At 65.4% G+C, this 19,986-nt stretch carries 18 protein-coding genes; 10 read left to right on the forward strand and 8 right to left on the reverse strand.

Features of this window, described 5'->3' with window-relative positions:
- Nucleotides 1-4: 4 nt before the first annotated feature.
- The 3 genes from BP26_RS0109585 to BP26_RS0109595 all read right to left on the reverse strand — a co-directional run bounded on the left by BP26_RS0109585 (nt 5) and on the right by BP26_RS0109595 (nt 3,244).
- Nucleotides 5-910, reverse strand: a complete 906-nt coding sequence (locus BP26_RS0109585) for an amidohydrolase family protein (protein WP_029920359.1) — start codon at nt 908-910, stop codon at nt 5-7.
- A 40-nt stretch (nt 911-950) separates the two neighbouring features.
- Complete coding sequence (locus BP26_RS0109590) at nt 951-2,081, reverse strand: 4-oxalomesaconate tautomerase (RefSeq protein ID WP_084182956.1); 1,131 nt, start codon at nt 2,079-2,081, stop codon at nt 951-953.
- Between the two features lie 191 nt (nt 2,082-2,272).
- Nucleotides 2,273-3,244: a LysR family transcriptional regulator gene (locus BP26_RS0109595; protein WP_084182957.1), complete on the reverse strand. Its 972-nt coding sequence runs from the start codon at nt 3,242-3,244 to the stop codon at nt 2,273-2,275.
- A 295-nt stretch (nt 3,245-3,539) separates the two neighbouring features.
- Here BP26_RS0109595 and BP26_RS0109600 point away from each other — a divergent pair, with 295 nt between their 5' ends.
- The 5 genes from BP26_RS0109600 (at nt 3,540) to BP26_RS0109620 (ending at nt 8,318) form a co-directional block, all read left to right on the forward strand.
- Nucleotides 3,540-4,865 carry a Rieske 2Fe-2S domain-containing protein gene (locus BP26_RS0109600; RefSeq protein WP_084182958.1) on the forward strand — a complete coding sequence of 442 codons (1,326 nt, stop codon included), beginning with the start codon at nt 3,540-3,542 and terminating at the stop codon, nt 4,863-4,865.
- 93 nt (nt 4,866-4,958) lie between these two features.
- Entirely contained in the window at nt 4,959-5,906 is a 948-nt protein-coding gene (locus BP26_RS0109605; RefSeq protein ID WP_029920363.1) for a PDR/VanB family oxidoreductase, read from the forward strand.
- A gap of 90 nt (nt 5,907-5,996) precedes the next feature.
- Entirely contained in the window at nt 5,997-6,731 is a 735-nt protein-coding gene (gene galB / locus BP26_RS0109610) for a 4-oxalmesaconate hydratase (RefSeq protein ID WP_029920364.1), read from the forward strand.
- Entirely contained in the window at nt 6,728-7,426 is a 699-nt protein-coding gene (locus BP26_RS0109615) for a 4-carboxy-4-hydroxy-2-oxoadipate aldolase/oxaloacetate decarboxylase (RefSeq protein ID WP_029920365.1), read from the forward strand. Before galB ends, BP26_RS0109615 begins: the two co-directional genes overlap by 4 nt.
- 112 nt (nt 7,427-7,538) lie before the next feature.
- Nucleotides 7,539-8,318 carry an alpha/beta fold hydrolase gene (locus BP26_RS0109620; RefSeq protein ID WP_029920366.1) on the forward strand — a complete coding sequence of 260 codons (780 nt, stop codon included), beginning with the start codon at nt 7,539-7,541 and terminating at the stop codon, nt 8,316-8,318.
- Nucleotides 8,319-8,491: 173 nt separating this feature from the next.
- On the opposite strand, the gene BP26_RS0109625 is transcribed toward BP26_RS0109620, so the two are convergent.
- The 4 genes from BP26_RS0109625 to BP26_RS0109640 all read right to left on the reverse strand — a co-directional run bounded on the left by BP26_RS0109625 (nt 8,492) and on the right by BP26_RS0109640 (nt 14,003).
- A complete protein-coding gene (locus BP26_RS0109625) occupies nt 8,492-8,773 on the reverse strand; it encodes a BrnA antitoxin family protein (RefSeq protein WP_036516466.1) in 282 nt (93 codons plus the stop codon).
- A gap of 189 nt (nt 8,774-8,962) precedes the next feature.
- Nucleotides 8,963-10,282, reverse strand: a complete 1,320-nt coding sequence (locus BP26_RS0109630) for a replication-associated recombination protein A (protein ID WP_029920368.1) — start codon at nt 10,280-10,282, stop codon at nt 8,963-8,965.
- A gap of 118 nt (nt 10,283-10,400) precedes the next feature.
- Complete coding sequence (gene lolA, locus BP26_RS0109635; protein WP_029920369.1) at nt 10,401-11,072, reverse strand: outer membrane lipoprotein periplasmic chaperone LolA; 672 nt, start codon at nt 11,070-11,072, stop codon at nt 10,401-10,403.
- Nucleotides 11,073-11,387: 315 nt separating this feature from the next.
- Nucleotides 11,388-14,003: a DNA translocase FtsK gene (locus BP26_RS0109640; protein ID WP_281172710.1), complete on the reverse strand. Its 2,616-nt coding sequence runs from the start codon at nt 14,001-14,003 to the stop codon at nt 11,388-11,390.
- Between the two features lie 179 nt (nt 14,004-14,182).
- Between BP26_RS0109640 and BP26_RS0109645 the strand changes: the two genes are divergently transcribed.
- Genes BP26_RS0109645 through infA form a run of 5 tightly spaced genes read left to right on the forward strand, consistent with a single transcriptional unit; the run spans nt 14,183 to nt 17,455 of the window.
- Nucleotides 14,183-14,515 carry a hypothetical protein gene (locus BP26_RS0109645; protein WP_029920371.1) on the forward strand — a complete coding sequence of 111 codons (333 nt, stop codon included), beginning with the start codon at nt 14,183-14,185 and terminating at the stop codon, nt 14,513-14,515.
- A 12-nt stretch (nt 14,516-14,527) separates the two neighbouring features.
- Nucleotides 14,528-15,706: a GNAT family N-acetyltransferase gene (locus tag BP26_RS0109650; protein WP_051748796.1), complete on the forward strand. Its 1,179-nt coding sequence runs from the start codon at nt 14,528-14,530 to the stop codon at nt 15,704-15,706.
- Nucleotides 15,699-16,469: a leucyl/phenylalanyl-tRNA--protein transferase gene (gene aat, locus BP26_RS0109655; protein ID WP_051748769.1), complete on the forward strand. Its 771-nt coding sequence runs from the start codon at nt 15,699-15,701 to the stop codon at nt 16,467-16,469. Before BP26_RS0109650 ends, aat begins: the two co-directional genes overlap by 8 nt.
- A complete protein-coding gene (locus BP26_RS0109660; RefSeq protein ID WP_051748771.1) occupies nt 16,466-17,209 on the forward strand; it encodes an arginyltransferase in 744 nt (247 codons plus the stop codon). Before aat ends, BP26_RS0109660 begins: the two co-directional genes overlap by 4 nt.
- A gap of 27 nt (nt 17,210-17,236) precedes the next feature.
- Complete coding sequence (infA, locus tag BP26_RS0109665; RefSeq protein WP_029920375.1) at nt 17,237-17,455, forward strand: translation initiation factor IF-1; 219 nt, start codon at nt 17,237-17,239, stop codon at nt 17,453-17,455.
- A gap of 195 nt (nt 17,456-17,650) precedes the next feature.
- On the opposite strand, the gene clpA is transcribed toward infA, so the two are convergent.
- Nucleotides 17,651-19,936, reverse strand: coding sequence for an ATP-dependent Clp protease ATP-binding subunit ClpA (gene clpA, locus BP26_RS0109670; protein WP_029920376.1), 2,286 nt, complete (start codon nt 19,934-19,936; stop codon nt 17,651-17,653).
- Nucleotides 19,937-19,986 lie beyond the last annotated feature (50 nt).

Consider the following 19,986-nt stretch of genomic DNA (forward strand, 5'->3'; position numbering starts at 1 on the left):
GGAGTCAGGACCAGTAGAGGCGCATCGGGTTGTCGACCAGCAGCCGCTTTTGCAATGCGAGTGTCGGCGCGATCTGTGGGATGAAGTCCACCAGCAGACCGTCGTCCGGCATGTGGTTCTTGAGATTGGGATGCGGCCAGTCGGTGCCCCACAGGACCCGGTCGGGGAAAGCCTCGACCAAGCGGCGAGCGAACGGCGCTACGTCCCGATACGGAGCACGCTCGCCGTCGCGGGCCGGCGGGCCGGATACGCTGAATCGCTCCGGGCAGGTGACTTTCGACCAGATATGCGCGTAGTCGGCCATCAGCTGCACGAACATTCCGAATTCCGGTCCATCGACGGGCTGACTCACGTCGGGCGACCCCATGTGGTCCACGACGACCGGCAGCGGCAGTTCCGTGAAGAAGTCGCGCAACTCGGGCAGATCCCGTGCCTCGAAATACACCACGACATGCCATCCGAGGGGAGCGATGCGCCGGGCGATCTGCAGCAGGTCATCCTTGGGCGTGAAATCGACCAGGCGGCGCACGAAATTGAAGCGCACGCCACGGACACCCGCGGCATGCATCGACTCCAGTTCCGCATCGCCGATGCCGGTCCCGATAGTGACAACCCCGCGCGCACGACCACCGGCGGTGTGCAAGGCTTCGAGCAGTGCACGATTGTCGCTGCCGTGGCAGGTGGCCTGGACGATGACGTTCCGCTCGAAACCAAGGTGGTCGCGCAGGGAAAAGAGTTGTTCTGCGGACGCATCGCAAGGCGTGTACTTGCGTTGCGGGGAGAAGGGGAACTTCGCTTGCGGCCCGAAGACATGGCAATGCGCATCCACCGCGCCCGGCGGCAGCGTGAAACGCGGACGGGACGGCGCTGGGTGGAACGGTATCCAGCCGGGAGTGATTTGATCAGACATGGAGATCAATGCTTTTTTGAGTGTCGGGATGAAAGCGCCTTCATCGAACACCGTTCCAGATGCTGCGCGGGACCATGACTTCGCCCCGCATCAGCAGCCGCGCGGTGCGCAGCAGCATGGCGCGCGCCACTGGCCCGTCAGCGCCGCCTCCCAGGACCAGGACTACCTCGAACTCGCCGGACGGGTGTTCGACGCGGATGATCTTCTCCGCACCCGGCGCTACGCTGGCCAGGCCATCGGCAACCGTCCCATCCAGGGCGCAGGCGGTGGCTACCGTAACGGCCGCCAGCACGCCGATCGCATCGTGGCAGACATGGGGGATGAAACAGCGTGTCGCTATGCTGCCGCCGGCCATCGGCGCGGCCAGAAGGCACATTTTTGGATAGCTCTTTGCGCGGACGTCGCCGAGCCCCATGAGCTCGCCGCAGGTCATGCGCAAGGCCTCGAGTCGGCTCTTGAGCTCTTCATCGGCGTTCAGCGCCGCGACACTTTCGTCGCCGCGGCGGCCGAGGCCGGCGGCACGCAGCAGCACCATCGGCATGCCATTGTCGATGCAGGTAACCTCGATGGCGCCAACACCTGCCAGCTCGACCCGATCGAGGCGATGGCCGGTCGGGAGCAACCGGGCACAGACCGAACCGGCAGTGTCGAGGAAGTTGATGCGAATGGGCGCGGCGGTGCCCGGTACGCCGTCGATGCGCGTACGGCCGTCGTAGTTGACCTCCCGGACGTCGGGATGATCCCCGTTCAAGGGAGTTTCGACGGCGATATCGCACACCATGCCGGTGTTCAAGGTGAGCACACGAGACGTCGTCAGATCGCCTTGCGCCGCGACGAGCCCGCGCTCCAGGGCGAACGGTACGACGGCAGCCAGCATGTTGCCGCAGTTGGGCGTCGTATCGACGGTGCTGCCGTCGGGTTGTAACTGCGCGAACTGGAACTCGAGATCGATCCCCGGTCGCGTACTGCCGGCGACGATGCCGACCTTGCTGGTTAGGGGATGGGCACCGCCCAGGCCGTCGATTTGCCTGCGATCCGGCGAACCCATTGCCGCCAGCAAAACCCTGTCGCGTATCGCAAGATCGGCCGGCAGATCAGCCCGATCGAAAAACGGCCCACGCGAGGTGCCGCCACGCATGAACAGACAGGGTATTGCAGTTTGGGACACCACTCCTCCGGCGCTTTTTGCATCGCTTTTCGAATGGCGACCGTTGAAAGGAGATCGCCGCGAACTGTGTTCGGGCAATACTCGTGCGCCGCTCCGGGAGGAGCAAGCCTTCGAACCATCTGGCTGCTATCGCAAAAAAGCATGGCCGCGCATATAGCCCGCAGCAGCCGGATTCCGGCGCCCGGCGGCATCGGTCAGGGGGAGGCTTTGGACCGCGACTCGGCGTGCATCATCGAGCGGATTGCGACATTGCGCTCCGCGATTTGCGCAGTGATGGTGGTTTCGATGAGCTTCAGCGTGCGCTGTGTCAGCAGGCTGCTGGGACGGTGTGTTGAAGTCGCCAGCCATAGGCTGGCGGAGAGCGGCGGGTTGCGGATGGCGCGCACCTGCAACTCTGCATCCCAGGTGCAGAGTTCATTGCCGATCGCGTTCATCGGCAGCACCGCGTGGCCGTGGCCGCGCCGCACCAGGTCGTGAATCGCCTGAATGCTCTCGATCTCATAGACGACACGCATCTTTTTTTCAACGGATGCCAGGGCCAGCTCAACCAGCATCCGGATATTGTTCGGCCGACCTGGAATGATGAGCGGCAGCTCGGCAATTGCCATCAGGTCGATCGACTCGATGCCGGCGCTTTCCGGCTCCACTTCGGAACGCGGCGAAATCAGGTACAGGGACTCCTGGGACAGCGGCAGCAGGTCGAGGTTGGGACTGGGGACCGCGTTGTAGGCCACCGCGCAATCGACGCGACCGATCGCCAGCCATTCCAGGATATGCGTCGAAAGGCCCTCGACCAGGCACAGCGTCACCCGCGGAAAATCCTTGCGGAACGCTTCGACCATCGGCACGGTCGCGGTGCGCCCCAAGCTGGGAGGCCAGGCCAGAACGAGGCGGCCTTCCATCTCGTCGCGATGATCGCCGATGTCGCGCCGCGCCAGATCCACCTGGCGCAGGATGCCTCGTGAATGCTCCAGCAGGCGCCGTCCGGCTGCGGTCAGCGTTACACCGCGGCCGTTGCGTTCGAACAGGTTGCTGCGCAACTCGACTTCCAGTTGTCGGATCTGTCGGCTCAATGCAGGCTGCGCCACATCGAGAAACGCGGACGCCCGGCTGAAGCTGCCGAGCTCAGCGACCTGACAAAAATATTCGAGCTGCTTGATATCCATTTGATGTGATCCCTGTGTTTCAGGAATTCCATGTGCGTCGGCCTGTCCGGTGCTCCTCGCCGCCGATCATCCTTTCACATTACTTCAAATCGTGAGCTTTCGCGCAGTTTTCGTGCATATCCAAAAGCGGAATAGCTGTTAGTGGTCTGCCGGCGTTGATCCATTCCCCTCGCCTCTTCATCGTTGTCGCCTGATACGGCCTGGCCGTGTACTGCGGACATTTTCCCGGAAGGGGCGCTTGCCGCCGGAAGGACGGCCGCACCAGCCAAAAACGAACTACAAGGATGGAGACAGCATGAACGCGACACCCAATCCCGCCGCCGGAACCGGCGGCATTCCCGAAGTGCGGGGCGCGGGGCGCCACCAGTACCTGGCCTTCACCAATCGCGGCACGCCCGCGGGCGAGTTGCTGCGCCGCTATTGGCAGCCGATTGCCCTCGCCAGCAACCTAGGGCCCGGCGCCCCGCCGCTGCCCGTGCGCATCATGGGTGAGGACCTGGTGTTGTTCCGCGACGATCTGGGCCGCGTCGGCCTGATCGATCGCAAATGCGCCCACCGCTGCACCGATCTAGCCCTGGGACGCATCGAAGACGGCGGAATTCGTTGCCCCTACCACGGCTGGCTGTTCGACGTGAACGGCCGCTGCATCGAGCAACCGGCGGAGCTCTCGCCAACCGCTAAGGATCGGGTCAAGGCGAAGTCGTATCCAGTGCATGAAGCGGCCGGCGCGTTCTGGGCTTACATGGGACCGGGCGAACCGCCGTTGTTCCCCAACTATCCCGCGCTGATGGGGGGAGACCAATATCGTTATACCTGCCGCTGGCGCGGCGAGTGCAACTGGTTGCAGGCCAGCGAGGGCAACATTGACCCGGTGCATACCTCATACCTGCACAAGGTGGAACTCACCGACGAAACGATGAGAGCGCGCTGGGGGGTGTTCGCGAACAAATCGCGTCCGGCCATCAGCATCGAGGACACACGCTTTGGCGTCAGGCTGTATACCAAGCGCGCGATGCCCGATTCTCCCGCCACGTCGGTGCGAATCACGAATTTCGTGATGCCCAATGCCTGTGCCGTGGGCGGCTTCGAAGGTTATCTCGGAAACGGCGGCTTGACGATGCTGTGGGATGTGCCCATCGACGATCACGCGCATTGGCGCTGGGAGTTCATCTTCCACCGCAGCGGAAAGCTCGACAAGGAAAGCCTGGATGCCCAGTACCAATCGGAGAAGGCGGAAGGCGATCGCATGCGCCGCCAGCAGGAGCAACTATTCATGCAGGATCGAGAGTCGATGAAGGAAAAAGCCTATCTCGGCCTGGGCGAATGCTTCTCGGTGCACGACATCGCGATCACCCAGTCACAGGGTTTGATACACGACCAGATCGACGAGCATCTCGGCAGCACCGACATCGCGATCGTCCGCGCCCGCAGGATGCTTGACGAGGCGGCACGCGAGGTACAGGCCGGGCGTGATCCGCGCGGCGTGGTGCGCAAGGCGGAGGACAACGACTTCCGCGACATGGTGGTCGCAACCAACGTGATCGATCCCGCGTCCACGGCCGAGGCGTACTGCGCCCTGATTGCTTCCGACGGCACTTTTTTTGGCCTGGACCCGGCTTGATCCCCTTGCAAATCTCCGAGACGTGTTCGCGGCACCGCGGCTTCACATCACCGCCGTGCCGACTGAATCCGTGAGGACTGGAGTTCATTGTTTATGCTCGATGTCGTAATCGCCCGGAAGGAGCGCGAAGCGGAGGGTGTCTTCAGCTTTGAGTTGAAACACGCCTCCGGCGGTGAATTGCCGGCATTCGATGCCGGATCGCATGTCGATGTTGTGGTCGGCCCTGGGCTTGTGCGCCAGTATTCCCTATGCAACTCCCCGGCAGAGCGGCATCGCTATGTGATCGGAGTGTTGAAAACACCGGATTCACGCGGCGGCTCGAAGGGCTTGCATGAGCGTTTTGAAGTTGGTCACCGTCTGCAGATCAGCGAGCCGCGCAATCTCTTTCCGCTGGAATCCGCCGGAGAGAGCCTGTTGTTTGCGGGCGGCATCGGCATCACGCCGATCCTGTGCATGGCTGACAGCCTGTGCCGCCAGGGCCGGCCCTTCCGGTTGTTCTATTTCACCCGCGATGCGGGCCGCGCCGCGTTTCGCACACAGATGGAAACCGCGCCGTACCGCGAACATTGCCGCTTTCAATTCGATGACAGTCCGGCTCAGGACAAGCTCGACGTAAAGCAGCTGCTTAAGGGCCCCGAGCGCGATAAGCACCTCTATATCTGCGGGCCGGGCGGCTTCATGGACTATATCCTCGACACTGCCCGCGCGCAGGGCTGGCACGAGACCAACCTGCATCGCGAATATTTCAGCGCAGCCGCCGTCTCCGGCAACGACGAACTGTTTGAAGTCCAGGTCGGCGCGCAAGGTCCGGTCTATGCCGTTCCACAGGGACGCAGCGTGGTCGACGTGCTGCGCGAAGCGGGAATCGACATAGCGGTATCTTGCGAGCAAGGCATCTGCGGCACATGCGTGACCCGCGTGATCGACGGCATTCCCGACCATCGCGATCTATATCTCAGCGATGCGGAGAAGGCGGCGAACGATCAGTTTACGCCCTGCTGCTCGCGTGCCCGCAGCGCACGGCTTGTGATCGAGCCATGAGTGCGCGGCGGATGCGACGCCTTCCATATCGCCCGGTCCACCCGATTATGCGGCAAGTCCATAACAGCTAAAAAGATTCCACGGAGATCCATGTCAAACCCACACAAAAGCGGCCTGGTCGTCAGCGCGCATTCGGCGGACTTTGTCTGGCGCTCGGCCGGCGCCATCGCCCTGCACGTGCAGCAGGGTTACCGGATGCACGTCGTCTGCCTGTCGTTCGGAGAGCGCGGCGAATCGGCCAAGCTATGGCGCAAAGGCGACATGACGGAGGACAAGGTGAAGGCCGCGCGTCGTGTGGAAGCCCAGGCGGCGGCTGAAGTCCTGGGGGCCAGCGTCGAGTTTTTCGACATCGGGGACTATCCGATGCGCGCAGATCGCGACACGCTGTTCCGGCTTGCCGATGTATTCCGGCAGATTCAGCCCGGCTTCGTTCTGAGCCATTCGCTGAAGGACCCGTACAACTACGATCACCCTCTGGCGACACACTTGACCCAGGAGGCGCGGATCCTGGCCCAGGCCGAGGGCTACCGTCCGGGTGAAAAGATCGTCGGCGCTCCACCGGTCTACTGCTTCGAGCCGCACCAGCCCGAGCAATGCGAATGGCGCCCGGACGTGCTGCTCGACATCACCGGAGTCTGGGACAAGAAATACGCCGCCATCCAATGCATGGCCGGCCAGGAACATCTCTGGGAATATTACACGCGCGTCGCGCTCCAGCGAGGGGCTCAGGCCAAGCGCAACATCGGCGTGACTGCCACGCGCGACATCAAATACGCCGAGGGTTTCCAGAGCATATTCCCACGCGTTACCGGAGATTTGTCATGAACGGATTGGTCGTGCGGCACATTCCGCGCTTTTCGGCCGAGCTGGCCGGAGGATTGGCGGCGCTGGGGGTCGCAACCTTGCATGAAGCGCAGGGCCGCAGCGGCCTGATGCAACCCTATATGCGCCCCATCTATCGGGGCCCCGCCATCGCCGGGCCGGCGGTGACCGTTTTGGCTCAGCCGGGCGACAACTGGATGCTGCATGTGGCGATCGAACAATGTCACCCAGGCGATGTGCTGGTGGTGGCGTGCGCGACGGAGAATTCCGATGGCATGTTCGGCGATCTGCTCGCCACTTCGTTGAAGGCACGCGGAGTCCGCGGATTGATTATTGATGCCGGTTGCCGCGATGTGGCCGCATTGACGGACATGGGCTTTCCGGTCTGGTCGAAGGCGATCAATGCGCGCGGTACGGTCAAAGCCACTCTGGGATCCGTCAATATTCCGGTCGTCTGCGCCGGCGCGCGCGTGGTTCCCGGTGACGCGATTGTGGCGGACGACGACGGGGTCGTCGTAATACCGAACGCCGCCGTGGACAAGGTGCTCTCCGCCGGCCGGCAGCGGGAGCAAGCCGAGATCGACAAGCGTATGCGCCTCGCCGCCGGAGAACTGGGACTCGATATTTACTCGATGCGGCCACGCCTGAAGGAATACGGAATTCGTTACGTCGATACCCTCGCGGAACTCGACGATTAAAAAGCATGCCAATGGGCTCGGGCACGATACGCACGCCCCCCCCCAATCTGTCAGGCGACGGCAATTCTGATAATGTTGAAAGGCATGCCCCACCGCTGAGGGAAGTCAGGTCATGAACATGAGCAGGCGTACTTTTTCGGCCGCACTGGCCGCAGGCGCCGCCGCTGCGCTGATCTCCGCCCGTAGCATGGCCGCCGCCCCGCCTTTGGTGAAGGCGCGCAACATCGTGCTGGTGCACGGGCTGTTCGCCGACGGATCCTGCTGGTCCGAGGTCATCCCGCGATTGCAGGCCGCGGGGCTCAATGTCACCGCCGTGCAAAACCCCCTGACGACCTTGCCGGAAGCGGTGGCCTCGGCCCAGCGCGTGCTGGACCGGCAGGATGGCCCGACAGTTCTGGTCGGACACTCTTTTTCCGGAATGATCGTCACCGAGGCCGGCATGAATCCGAAAGTCTCGGCCCTGGTCTATGTGGCGGCGCGGGCGCCGGATGCGGGCGAGGATTACACTGCGTTGGCCAAGACATTTCCTACACCCCCTGCGTCGGCCGGCATCATCTTTGACGGCGATGAAGGGCGCCTGGGTGAGGCTGCGTTTCTGCGTGATTTCGCGGGCGACCTGCCGGAAGCAAAGGCGAAGGTGCTCTACGCAACCCAGGAGCCGTTCCAAAAGGCTCTGCTCGCCGGCAAGACCACGCAGGCGGCCTGGCGGTCGAAGCCGAGTTTCTATGCGGTCTCCACGGAAGACCGGACGATCAATCCCGACCTCGAACGCTTCATGGCCAAGCGCATGGGGGCCAAGACCATCGAAGTGAAGGCCAGCCATCTAGCGCTGATCTCGCACCCCGAGGAGATCACCCAGTTGATTCTCGAAGCCGCCGGACAACGGACCTAGTGAGCAGCCGGCTTCCCATATGCAACCTGCGAGCAAGCAGGTGACTATCAGGTCTGCGTTGGCATGGGGAGCAGACAAATTCGGAGCCGCCCTCTAGCCCCTTCCCGGTAGGAATCAAAGGGGCCAAGCATGCCAATTCATAGCTCGAAGCCCTTTAATTCTTGAATGCGTTGCTATGGCTGAACGCGGCCTTTCTTGAGCATGGCGCTGCGTAGAATCTCATTCAGACGGCTTTGATAGCCGGCGCCCTGCCCTTTGAGCCACTCCAGCACATCGGCGTCGATGCGCACCGTGAGTTGTTTCTTGATGGGCCGATAGAATCGACCACGTTGTGCGCCGTTCCAATCCTTTGCGGATGTTGCCGGAATGTCGGAGAAGTCGATTTCGCTTTCCGGTCTGGCGGCGAGTGCTGCCAACTCCTTGCGGACGGATTCAGGTATTTTCGCCTTGCTCATGGATTTTCCGTTCTTGTTCGGGTTCGTCCCACGAAAGCAAATGTAGCTTTTTTGTAGTTAAGTATGGAATTCGAGCTTCGTCGGCTTAAAAGCGCCCCTCACCCTAACCCTCTCCCCACGTTCGTGGGGAGAGGGGATTGATGAAATGGAGTTCTGCTCAAATGGATTGCATCGGCAGCCCTGTCGGATTCAATCCTTGCGCTTGTTGGCCGCGCGCAGTTGCGCCAGCTTCTCCGCGATCTTGCCTTCGAGTCCCCGCCCAGTAGGGGTATAGAACTCCGTGCCTGCCAGCGCGTCAGGCAGATACTGCTGACCTGCGGCGTGGGCTTCGGTTTCGTCGTGGTCGTAGCGGTAGCCCTGGCCGTAGCCCAGGCCCTTCATCAGTTTGGTGGGGGCGTTGCGCAGATGCATGGGCACTTCGAGGGTGCCTTGCTGCTCGACCACGGCGCGGACGTTGCCGTAGGCCTTGTAGACGGCGTTGCTCTTCGCCGCCACGGCGAGATAGACCACGGCGACGGCCAGGGCGAGTTCGCCTTCGGGGCTGCCGAGGCGTTCCCAGGTGTCCCAGGCATCCAGACAAAGGCGCTGGGCGCGGGGATCGGCCAGGCCGATGTCCTCGATGCTCATGCGCAGGATGCGGCGGGCGACATAGACGGGATCGACGCCGCCGTCGAGCATGCGGGCGAACCAGTACAGCGCACCATCCGGGTCGCTGCCGCGCACGGACTTGTGCAGGGCGGAGATCTGGTCGTGGAAGTTTTCGCCCTGCTTGTCGAAGCGGCGCAGGCCGCGGCCGATCAGCTTCTCCAGCAGGTCGTCGCTCTTTTCGCCGGCGGCGCGCGACAGCTCGACCGCGGTCTCCAGCAGGATGAGGGAGCGGCGGGCATCGCCGTCGGCGCTTTCGGCGATGCGGTCGAGCCAGTGTTGCGGAATGGCGTCGGCGCTTTCGCCCAGGCCGCGTTGCGGATCAGTGAGGGCGCGCAGCAGCAGGTCCTTGATCGCGGATTCATCCAGCGAACGCAGCACGAAAACACGCAGCCGGGAGAGCAAGGCGCCGTTGAGTTCGAAGCTGGGGTTTTCGGTGGTGGCGCCGACGAGGATGAGGGTACCGTCCTCGACGTAGGGCAGCAGGGCGTCCTGCTGGCTCTTGTTGAAGCGGTGGATTTCGTCGACGAACAGGACGGTGCGCTGCGGCGGGTTGGCCTGGAGCGCGGCGCGGGCCTGGGCGGTGGACTCGCGGATGTCCTTGACGCCGGCCATGACGGCCGAGAGGGTCAGGAACTGGGCGGCGGAGTAGCCGGCGATGAGGCGCGCCAGGGTGGTCTTGCCGACGCCGGGCGGGCCCCAGAAGACCATGGAGGGGATGCGGCCGGCTTCGAGGGCAACGCGCAGCGGGGCGCCGGCGGCGAGCAGGTGCTGCTGGCCGACGACCTCGTCGAGCGTGCGCGGGCGCATGCGCTCGGCGAGGGGCGCGGACAAGGGAACGGCGGAGGCGAAGACGTCAGTCATGGGGTGCCAATAAAGGATACCGCCGTAGGGCGGGCCGTGCCCGCCGGCGCACCTGGCGGCGTGCGGCGCATCCGGGAAGTGCGCCGGCGGCCACGGGCCGCCCTACGACAACCGCGCCCTAATCCAGGGACTTGGTGGTGATGCCGCCGTCGTTGACGATTTCGGCGCCCTTGGGCGGGGTGAACTGGAATTGGGCCGGGTCGATCTTGGCGTTGGTGTGGACTTCGGTGAAGGTCACTTCGGAGTGGCCGCCGATCTGGTCGGCGAACTTCATCCGCACCGGGGCGCCGTCCTTGTTGAGGGCGAGCTCGATGGTCTTGAAGTCGCTGTCCTTGGACTTGGGCGAGAGGGTCACCAGGCGGGTGTCGCCCTCGGTGCCGGCGTCCTTCACGGTGAAGGCGCTGGTCAGCGCGGCTTTCTGCGAGAGCAGTTCGGCCGGGGTGCCGGCCAGGGCGCTCTTGGCGTCGCGCACGGTGACCTGGTTGAGGTCGGGATCGTAGGCCCAGAGCTTGGCGCCGTCGCAGACGGTGGCCTGCACGTAGGGCTTCTCGTAGGACCAGCGGAACTTGCCGGTACCGGTGGTGGCCGGCCGCGCCAGCCAGAAATGGCCGCTGCTGCGGGCGGTGACCTGGCCCTTGTCGGTGGTCTGCACCTGGTCGAAGTGGGCGTCGAAGGTCTGCACGCCGTCGGTGAAGCGCTTCAGGGCGTCCTGGGCGGAGTCGGCCCGGGCGGCCGTCGAGGCGAGCAGACCCAGGCACACAGCGCCGAGCAGGGCGGATTTGAGTTTCATCGCGGTCATCGTTTTGTGTCCTGTTGCGTCAGCTTCGCATGGCGGGGCTGAACGGGTACTGAAGCTGCGTGTTCGGTGCGCGGCGCTTGGGCTGGTGGGTTGCGCTGCGCTTCGCCCACCCTACCGATTCTGGTGAAGCGGCCCTCTCCCCTGCCCCTCTCCCGCGAGCGGGAGAGGGGAATCTTCGCCCCCTCTTTGCTACGGGGTGGCGTTGGGAGTGAAGAGCAGCTACACCTTCTGAGTGCGCTGCCCCTCACCCTAGCCCTCTCCCCACGTTCGTGGGGAGAGGGGACAAAAAAGGAGCGGCTCCGGGCTCTATTCGCGGCCACCGCCGGGGGCCAGGATTTCGCGGTTGCCGCCGGGGCCGCTGGGGCCGACGATGCCGGCGGCTTCCATCTGTTCGACCATGCGGGCGGCGCGGTTGTAGCCGATGCTGAGGCGGCGCTGCACCCAGGAGACGCTGGCCTTGCGGGTTTCCAGGACCACGGCCACGGCCTGGTCGTAGAGCGGGTCTTTCTCGGCGTCGCCGCCGCCGTTGCCCTCGCCCGTCTCGCCGCGCTCCGGCTCGCCGGCGGTGATCTCGGCGACGTAGTTGGGTTCGCCCACCTGCTTGAGGTAGGCCACGACCTTGTGCACCTCGTGGTCGTCGACGAAGGCGCCGTGCAGGCGGCTCATGCGCGAGGCGCCGATGGGGCGGTAGAGCATGTCGCCGTAGCCGAGCAGGGTTTCGGCGCCCATCTCGTCGAGGATGGTGCGGGAGTCGATGCGCGAGGCGACCTGGAAGGCGACGCGCGAGGGGATGTTGGCCTTGATCAGGCCGGTGATGACGTCGACGCTGGGGCGCTGGGTGGCGACGATGAGGTGGATGCCGGCGGCGCGCGCCTTCTGCGCCAGGCGGGCGATCAGCTCTTCGACCTTCTTGCCCACCACCATCATCATGTCGGCCAGCTCGTCGATGATGACGACGATGTGCGGCAGGTTTTCCAGCGCCGGCGGCTCGATGGGATTCTCGGAGAACAGGTCGGGCTCGGCCGCCAGCGGATCGTGCAGCGGCTCGCCGGCCTCGGCGGACTCTTCGATCTTGCGGTTGAGGCCGGCCAGGTTGCGCACACCCAGGGCAGACATCAGGCGGTAGCGGCGCTCCATTTCGGCGACACACCAGCGCAGGGCGTTGCCGGCGTCCTTCATGTCGGTGACGACCGGGGTGAGCAGGTGCGGGATGCCGTCGTAGACCGACAGTTCCAGCATCTTCGGGTCGATCAGGATGAAGCGCACCTGCTGGGCGGTGGACTTGTACAGCATCGACAGGATCATGGCGTTGATCGCCACGGACTTGCCGGCGCCGGTGGTGCCGGCCACCAGCAGGTGCGGCATCTTGGCCAGGTCGACCGCCACCGGATTGCCGGCGATGTCCTTGCCCATGCCGATGGTCAGCGGCGCCGACGAATCCTGGTAGGAACTGGATTCGAACACTTCGCGCAGCACCACCATCTCGCGCTTGGTGTTGGGGATTTCCAGGCCGATGACGCTCTTGCCTTCGACCACTTCGACCACACGCACACTGGCCACGGACAGGGCGCGGGCCAGGTCGCGGGCCAGGTTGGTGACCTGGGAGCCTTTCACGCCCGGAGCGGGCTGCAGTTCGAAGCGGGTGATGACCGGGCCGGGCATGGCGTCGACCACCTGGGCCTTGACGCCGAAATCGGCCAGGTGCCGCTCCAGTTCGCGCGAGACCCGCTCGATCTCTTCCGGGGTGTAGCGCTTGCCGCTGGGGCGCGCCATGTCCAGCAGTTCCAGCGGCGGCAGGGGATTGGTGCCGTCGTAGGGCGGCACTTCCGGCTCTTCCGGCTTGTGCGATTTCCTGGCCTTGGCCGGCGGCTTGGGCACGACCGGGCGGTCGGGCGCGATGCCGATGGCCTCGGCCGGCTCGGGCACCAGGGAGGGCGCCACGGATACCGCCCGTTCCACCGGTTCGGGCCGGACGGACTCCCTGACCGGTTCGGGACGGGCCGGCTCGACCCGCGCGGGGATGGGGTCCGGCGCCACCGCCGGCGGCGTGATGGCGGCCGGGACGAAGTCGAGCTGGCTATCGTCTTCGGTCGGCTTCACCGACGGCGCGCGGCGGCGACGGGTCTTTTCCGCCGGCGCCTCGGCCTCGGCGGCAAGCGTGGGCTCGACGCTGACCGCCGGAAGCGCGTCCGCCGCCGCGGCGGCTGCGGCCTGGGCGTTGAGGCGGCGTTCACGGGCCTTGCCCATCAGGGACTGCCCCAGGCCGAGCACGCGCCCGCCCAGGGCGTCCAGCACGGTGATCCAGGAGAAGATCATGGCCAGCGGCAGGGCCGCGGCGAACAGGGTGAGGAGCAGCAGGGTGGCGCCGACCTGGTTCAGCACCTTGATCAGCACGTCGCTGAGCAGGCTGCCGGCGATGCCGCCGCTGCCCTGCGGGATCCAGCGCCCGGCCTGCCCCAGGTACATGGCGGCCAGGGCCGACAGGCTCAGCAGGGCCAGCACCCAGGCCAGCACGCGCACCCAGGCGGGGAAATGGGACGGACCTTCGTTGCCGCGAAACACGCGCAGGCCCAGCCACAACACCGACCAGGGCAGCAGGAAGGCGACATAGCCGACGAAGCTGAGCAGGCCGTTGGCCAGGCTGGCGCCGACGCTGCCGGCGAGGTTGCGGGTGGCTCCCCCCATGCCGGAGGACGACCAGCCGGCATCGTCCGGGTGGAAGCTGATCAGGGCCACCAGCAGGAACAGGGCCAGGCCGGTGCAGGCAAGAAAGGCGGCTTCGCGGGGCAGGCGCTCGATCCAGCTGGCTTCGGCCGGCGGCGCGCTGGCGGCGCGCGCGCGGAGGCCGACCGGTTTGGCGGCTTGTTTCTTGCTTTTTAAAAAATCCAGCACCAGATGCGCGCTCGTAAAGGAGAGGGTCAAGTTTATATGCGGGAGGCCCGGCGGCCATGGAAAAGTATAGCAGCGCCCTTCCTCCGTCCGGCCGGAGGAACCGCCCGTCCCCACTACACCGCTCCACCCTCAAGAGGGCTTGAATTCCGCCGCTAAACCTTCATCCTTGAGTGGTGTCGAAGTCATAGAGGATCACTACGGAGCGAACCATGAGTACGGAAATCCGCCACTTCGTGTTGACGCAAGGCGGCGAAATCCGCGAGTTCTCGTCGGATGAGGCCGCGCTGATCGCCGCGGGCGCCAACCGGCTGCCCGAGTATGCCGAGCGCCGCCTGCGCTACCTGCAGGTGTCCTGGGACGACGAAGCTTCCACCGAGATGAAGATCCAGACCGCGGGCGCCGCCATCCGCTTCGACGCGGACGGCCGCATGACCGAGGCGGTGCCGCCGGCCGAGGAAGAGAAGATCTCACGCTTCGAGCACGATACCTGCGTGCAGTGGGCGCTGCGCAAGGTCGCGGTCGCGCCCCTCACTTTCCACTAGTGCATGGCCGGGTTGCGCGTCCGCCACCTGGAACGCGCCTCGGCCCTCCCCGCCGCGGTCTGGAACAGCTTTTTTCCAGACGCTTATCCCTTCACCCGCCACGAATTCCTCGACGCCCTGGAAACGCATGGCTGCGCCAGCCCGGAGACGGGCTGGACGCCCTGCCACGCGGTGCTGGAGGATGAGTCCGGCACGGTCGCCGGCATCGCGCCGCTGTATCTGAAGGCGCACTCCTACGGCGAATTCGTCTTCGATTTCTCCTGGGCCGAAGCCAGCCAGAGCATCGGCCGGCCGTACTACCCCAAGCTGCTCAACGCGGTGCCTTTCACCCCGGCCACCGGGCCGCGGCTGGGCGCGCGCGACGCAGCCGCCCGGACGGCGCTGGCGACGGCGCTGCCGGAAATCGCCCGCGCCAACCGCCTGTCCTCGATGCATGCGCTGTTTCTCGACGGCCCGGACCTCGATGCGCTGGGCGCGGCCGGCTGCCTGGAACGCAACGACGTGCAGTTCCACTGGCGCAACCGCGGCTATGCCGATTTCGGCGGATTCGTGGCGCGCCTGTCCAGCGACAAGCGCAAGAAGCTGCTGCGCGAGCGCCGCCGCGTGGCGGAAGCCGGACTGCGCTTCGAAGTGCGGGCGGGAGACGAGATCGACGAAGCCGCGTGGCTGCGGGTTTACGAGCTGTATTCGAACACCTACGAGGAACGCGGCCAGGCCCCCTACCTCACCCTGGATTTTTTTCTCGACTACGGACAACGCGCGGGGACGCCGGTTAGACTGATCCTGGCTTACGACGGGGAGCGGCTGGCAGCCGTGGCGATCACTGTGCAAGGGGGCGATACCCTTTACGGACGGCACTGGGGCGCGGATCAGCGCTACCACAGCCTGCATTTCGAAACCTGCTATTACCAGGGGATCGAATGGTGCATCCGCGAGGGCCTGCAATGCTTCGACGCCGGGGCGCAGGGCGAGCACAAGCTGGCGCGCGGCTTCGAACCGGTGCGCACGCGCTCGGCCCACTGGCTGGCCGATCCGCGGCTGCATAAAGCCGTGGCGAAATCGCTGCTGCGCGAGCGCGAATGGGTGGGCCAGCGCGGCGACGCGCTGGCCGATCACAGCCCCTACCGGCAGGACGCGCCGCTGGAGATCGCGGCGGAAGCGCCCCTGGCCGCGGACGAGTCCTATGGATAACCCGGTCCGCCTGCACTGGCTGGATCCGCGCGATCCGAACCAGCCCTTCCCCGCGCCGCATCGCGCCATGCGCGATCCCAACGGCCTGCTGGCGATCGGCGGCGACCTGTCGCTGCCGCGCATGATCCGCGCCTATTCCTCCGGCATCTTTCCCTGGTACAACCCCAACGAGCCGATCCTGTGGTGGTGCCCGGACCCGCGCGCGGTGATGGCGCCCGAGGATTTCCACGTCTCGCATTCGCTGGCCAAGCGGCTGAAGAAGGACGATTACGCGGTGACGCTGGACAGCGCCTTTGCCGAAGTGCTGGAAGCCTGCTCCGGCAGCCGCCGCAGCGGCCAGGGCACCTGGCTGGGGCCGGAAATGAAACGCGCCTATCTGGAACTGCACCAGCACGGCTTCGCCCACTCGGTGGAAGTGTGGCAGGGCGGCGAACTGGTGGGCGGGCTTTACGGCGTGGCGCTGGGCCGGGCCTTCTTCGGCGAGTCGATGTTCAGCCGCGTGCCCGATGCTTCCAAGCTGGCGCTGTATCACCTGAGCCGGCAGCTGCGCACCTGGGCCTACAGCCTGATCGATTGCCAGGTCACCTCGGGGCACCTGAAGACACTGGGGGCGGTGGAGATTCCGCGCGACCGCTTCCTGCTGCGGCTGCGCCAGGCGCTGCAGGACGTGGGCCGCACCGGCACCTGGCGCTTCGACATCCCGGTGCCGGACCAGCGCCGCCACCGGCCGCTGTCGCCTCCTGTGGCTGGAGACGCGGCATGAAGCTGCAAAGCCTGCGCCTGCTGGTGGGCAGCTCGCACAGCTGCGGCTACCTGCCGCAGCGCAGCGCGCGCAGCGCCTTTGTCGATCCGGCCTTTCCGCTGAGCGATGCGCTCTACGGCGTGCTGCTCGATCAGGGTTTCCGCCGCAGCGGCAACTACGCCTACCGGCCGATGTGCCAGCTGTGCCGCTCCTGCCGCTCGGTGCGCATCGCGGTGCAGGAGTTCGCGCCGGACCGCTCGCAGCGACGCTGCCTGCGCGCCAACGCGGACCTGCACCTGCGGGTGGTGTCGCAGCTGGACAAGGAGCATTACGAGCTGTACCGGCGCTACCTGAGCGCCCGCCATGCCGGCGGCGGCATGGACCCCGATGACGCCGAGGCCTTCCGCGAATTCCTCGGCTGCACCTGGGGCCGCACCGAGTTCTGGGAGTACCGCCGCGGCGGCCAGCTGCTGGGCCTGTCGGTGGTGGACCGGATTCCGCAGGGTTTCTCCGCCGTGTACACTTTTTTCGACCCCGACCTGCCGGAACGCAGCCTCGGCACCTACGCCATCCTGCGGCAGGTGGAGCAGGCGCGGCTGCAGGGCCTGCCCTACGTCTACCTGGGATACTGGGTCGAAAACAGCGAAAAAATGGACTACAAAAAGCGCTTCCGGCCGCTGGAAGTGCTGCACCCCGGCGGCTGGGCCCGGCTGGAGCGAATTGCCGCAGGGGATGGGTTCGCGGATAATGCCGCCTCCTGAAAGAACCTGGGTTCCGTTTCCCGGCTTATGGCCAAAGAAGATCACATCGAAATGCCCGGCATCGTCGTCGAGACGCTGCCGAACACCACGTTCCGCGTCAAACTCGAAAACGGCCATGTGGTAACCGCCCACATTTCGGGCCGCATGCGCAAGAACTACATCCGCATCCTCACCGGCGACAAGGTGACAGTGCAGCTGACGCCGTACGACCTGAGCAAGGGTCGCATCACTTTCCGCGACAAATAAGATTTCGCCGCATTTGCGCTTCCGGCTGGGTGTCATGCCGGCGCGCGACGGTGTCTGAAGCAGTGGAATTCACGCTTCGAATCCCTGGATACCGGCTTGCGCCGGTATGACGACAAGAGCCAGTTGATCGCCAGCGGCGTATCACACAAAACAAAGCCCGCTTGAAGCGGGCTTTGTCGTTTACAGCGCTCGGGCTCAGGCGGGCTCGGCGGCGGCGGCCGGCTTCTCCCGCGCCACCATTTCGAACTCCAGCTTGCCGTCCTCGCCGACGCGGACCGAGACGCGGCCGCCGTTGGAGAGCTTGCCGAACAGCAGTTCCTCGGCCAGCGGACGCTTGAGGTTCTCCTGGATGGTGCGGGCCATCGGGCGGGCGCCCATCTTGGCGTCGTAGCCGTGATCGGCCAGCCACTCGCGGGCATCCGGCTCCACGTCCAGCTGCACGTGCTTGGAAGACAGCTGCTCTTCCAGCTGGATCAGGAACTTGTCGACCACGCGGGCGATCTCGGCCCGGCCCAGCGGGGCGAACGGGACGATGGCGTCGAGGCGGTTGCGGAATTCCGGCGAGAACATGCGGCGGATCACCTCCAATGCATCGGTGGTGTTGTTCTGCTCGGAGAAGCCGATGGAGCGGCGCGAGGACTCTTCCGCACCGGCATTGGTGGTCATCACCAGGATGACGTTGCGGAAATCGGCCGCGCGGCCGTTGTTGTCGGTGAGCTTGCCGTGGTCCATCACCTGCAGCAGCAGGTTGAAGACGTCCGGGTGGGCCTTCTCGATCTCGTCCAGCAGCACCACCGCGTGCGGATGCTTGAGCACCGCATCGGTGAGCAGGCCGCCCTGGTCGAAGCCGACATAGCCCGGGGGCGCGCCGATCAGGCGCGACACGGTGTGCCGCTCCATGTACTCGGACATGTCGAAGCGGATCAGCTCGATGCCGAGCTGGTTGGCCAGCTGGCGGGTGACCTCGGTCTTGCCGACACCGGTGGGGCCGGCGAGCAGGAAGTTGCCGATCGGCCGGTCGGGATTGCCCAGGCCGGAACGCGACAGCTTGATGCAGGAGGACAGGGTCTGGATCGCCGCGTCCTGGCCGAAGATCACCAGCTTGAGGTCGCGTTCCAGGTTGGCCAGCCGGTCGCGGTCGTTGTTGGACACGCTCTTCGGCGGGATGCGCGCGATCTTGGCGATGGTTTCCTCGATGTCGCGCACCTGGACGGTCTTGCGGCGCTTGCCCTCGGGCAGCAGGCGCAGGCGGGCGCCGGCCTCGTCGATGACGTCGATGGCCTTGTCCGGCAGGTGGCGGTCGGTGATGTGGCGCGCCGCCAGCTCCACCGCGGAACGGATGGCGCCGCTGGTGAAGTGCACCTGGTGGTGCTCCTCGAAGCGCTCGCGCAGGCCCTCGATGATCTTGATGGTGTCCTCGACGCTCGGCTCCGGCACGTCGATCTTCTGGAAGCGGCGGGACAGGGCCCGGTCCTTCTCGAAGATGCCGCGGTATTCCTGGTAGGTGGTGCTGCCGATGCAGCGCAACTCACCGCTGGCCAGCATCGGCTTGAGCAGGTTGGAGGCGTCCATGACGCCGCCGCTGGCGGCGCCGGCGCCGATGATCATGTGGATCTCGTCGATGAACAGGATCGCCCCGGGGGTGCGGGTCAGCTCGGTGATGACGCCCTTGAAGCGCTTCTCGAAGTCGCCGCGGTACTTGGTGCCGGCGATGAGGCTGCCGAGATCCAGGCTGTAGACCACGCCGTTGCGCAGCAGCTCGGGCACGCGGCCCTCGGTGATGAGCCAGGCCAGGCCTTCGGCGATGGCGGTCTTGCCGACGCCGGCCTCGCCCACCAGCAGGGGGTTGTTCTTGCGGCGGCGGCACAGGGTCTGCATCACCCGCTCGAGCTCGGTGGCACGGCCGATCAGGGGATCGATCTGGCCGCGCAGGGCGCGCTCGTTGAGGTTGACGGCGAACTGTTCCAGGGCGCTCTTGCCGCCGGGCTTGCCGGGCTCTTCCTTCTCCTCGGCCTCGCTGGAGGCTTCCGGGGCGGCCGGCTGGCTGTTCTTGGCGATGCCGTGGGAGATGTAGTTGACGATGTCCAGCCGGCTGACGCCCTGCTCGTTGAGCAGGTAGACGGCGTGGGTGTCCTTCTCGGCGAACAGGGCCACCAGCACGTTCAGGGTCGACACGCGCTTCTTGCCGGAAGCCTGGACGTGGTAAATGGCGCGCTGCAGCACGCGCTGGAAGGACAGCGTGGGCTGCACTTCCTGGTTGCCGGCGGCTTCCTTGTTGGAATGGATGTTCTGCGCGATGTAGTCGCGCAGGGCCTGTTCCAGCTTGTCCAGATCGGCGCCGCTGGCCGTCAGGACTTCGCTGACATTGGAATCGGACAGCAGGGCCAGCAGCAGGTGTTCGACGGTCAACAGCTCGTGGCCGTCGCTGCGTGCGGCAAGAAATGCGGCATCCAACGCTTTTTGCAACTCATCGCTGAGCATGTGTGCTCCTAGTCTTCACCGCACCTTTATGGGGCTAGCCTCGGGCTTTT

Origin of the sequence: Nevskia soli DSM 19509, assembly GCF_000711955.1 — a bacterium.
Classification (GTDB): domain Bacteria; phylum Pseudomonadota; class Gammaproteobacteria; order Nevskiales; family Nevskiaceae; genus Nevskia; species Nevskia soli.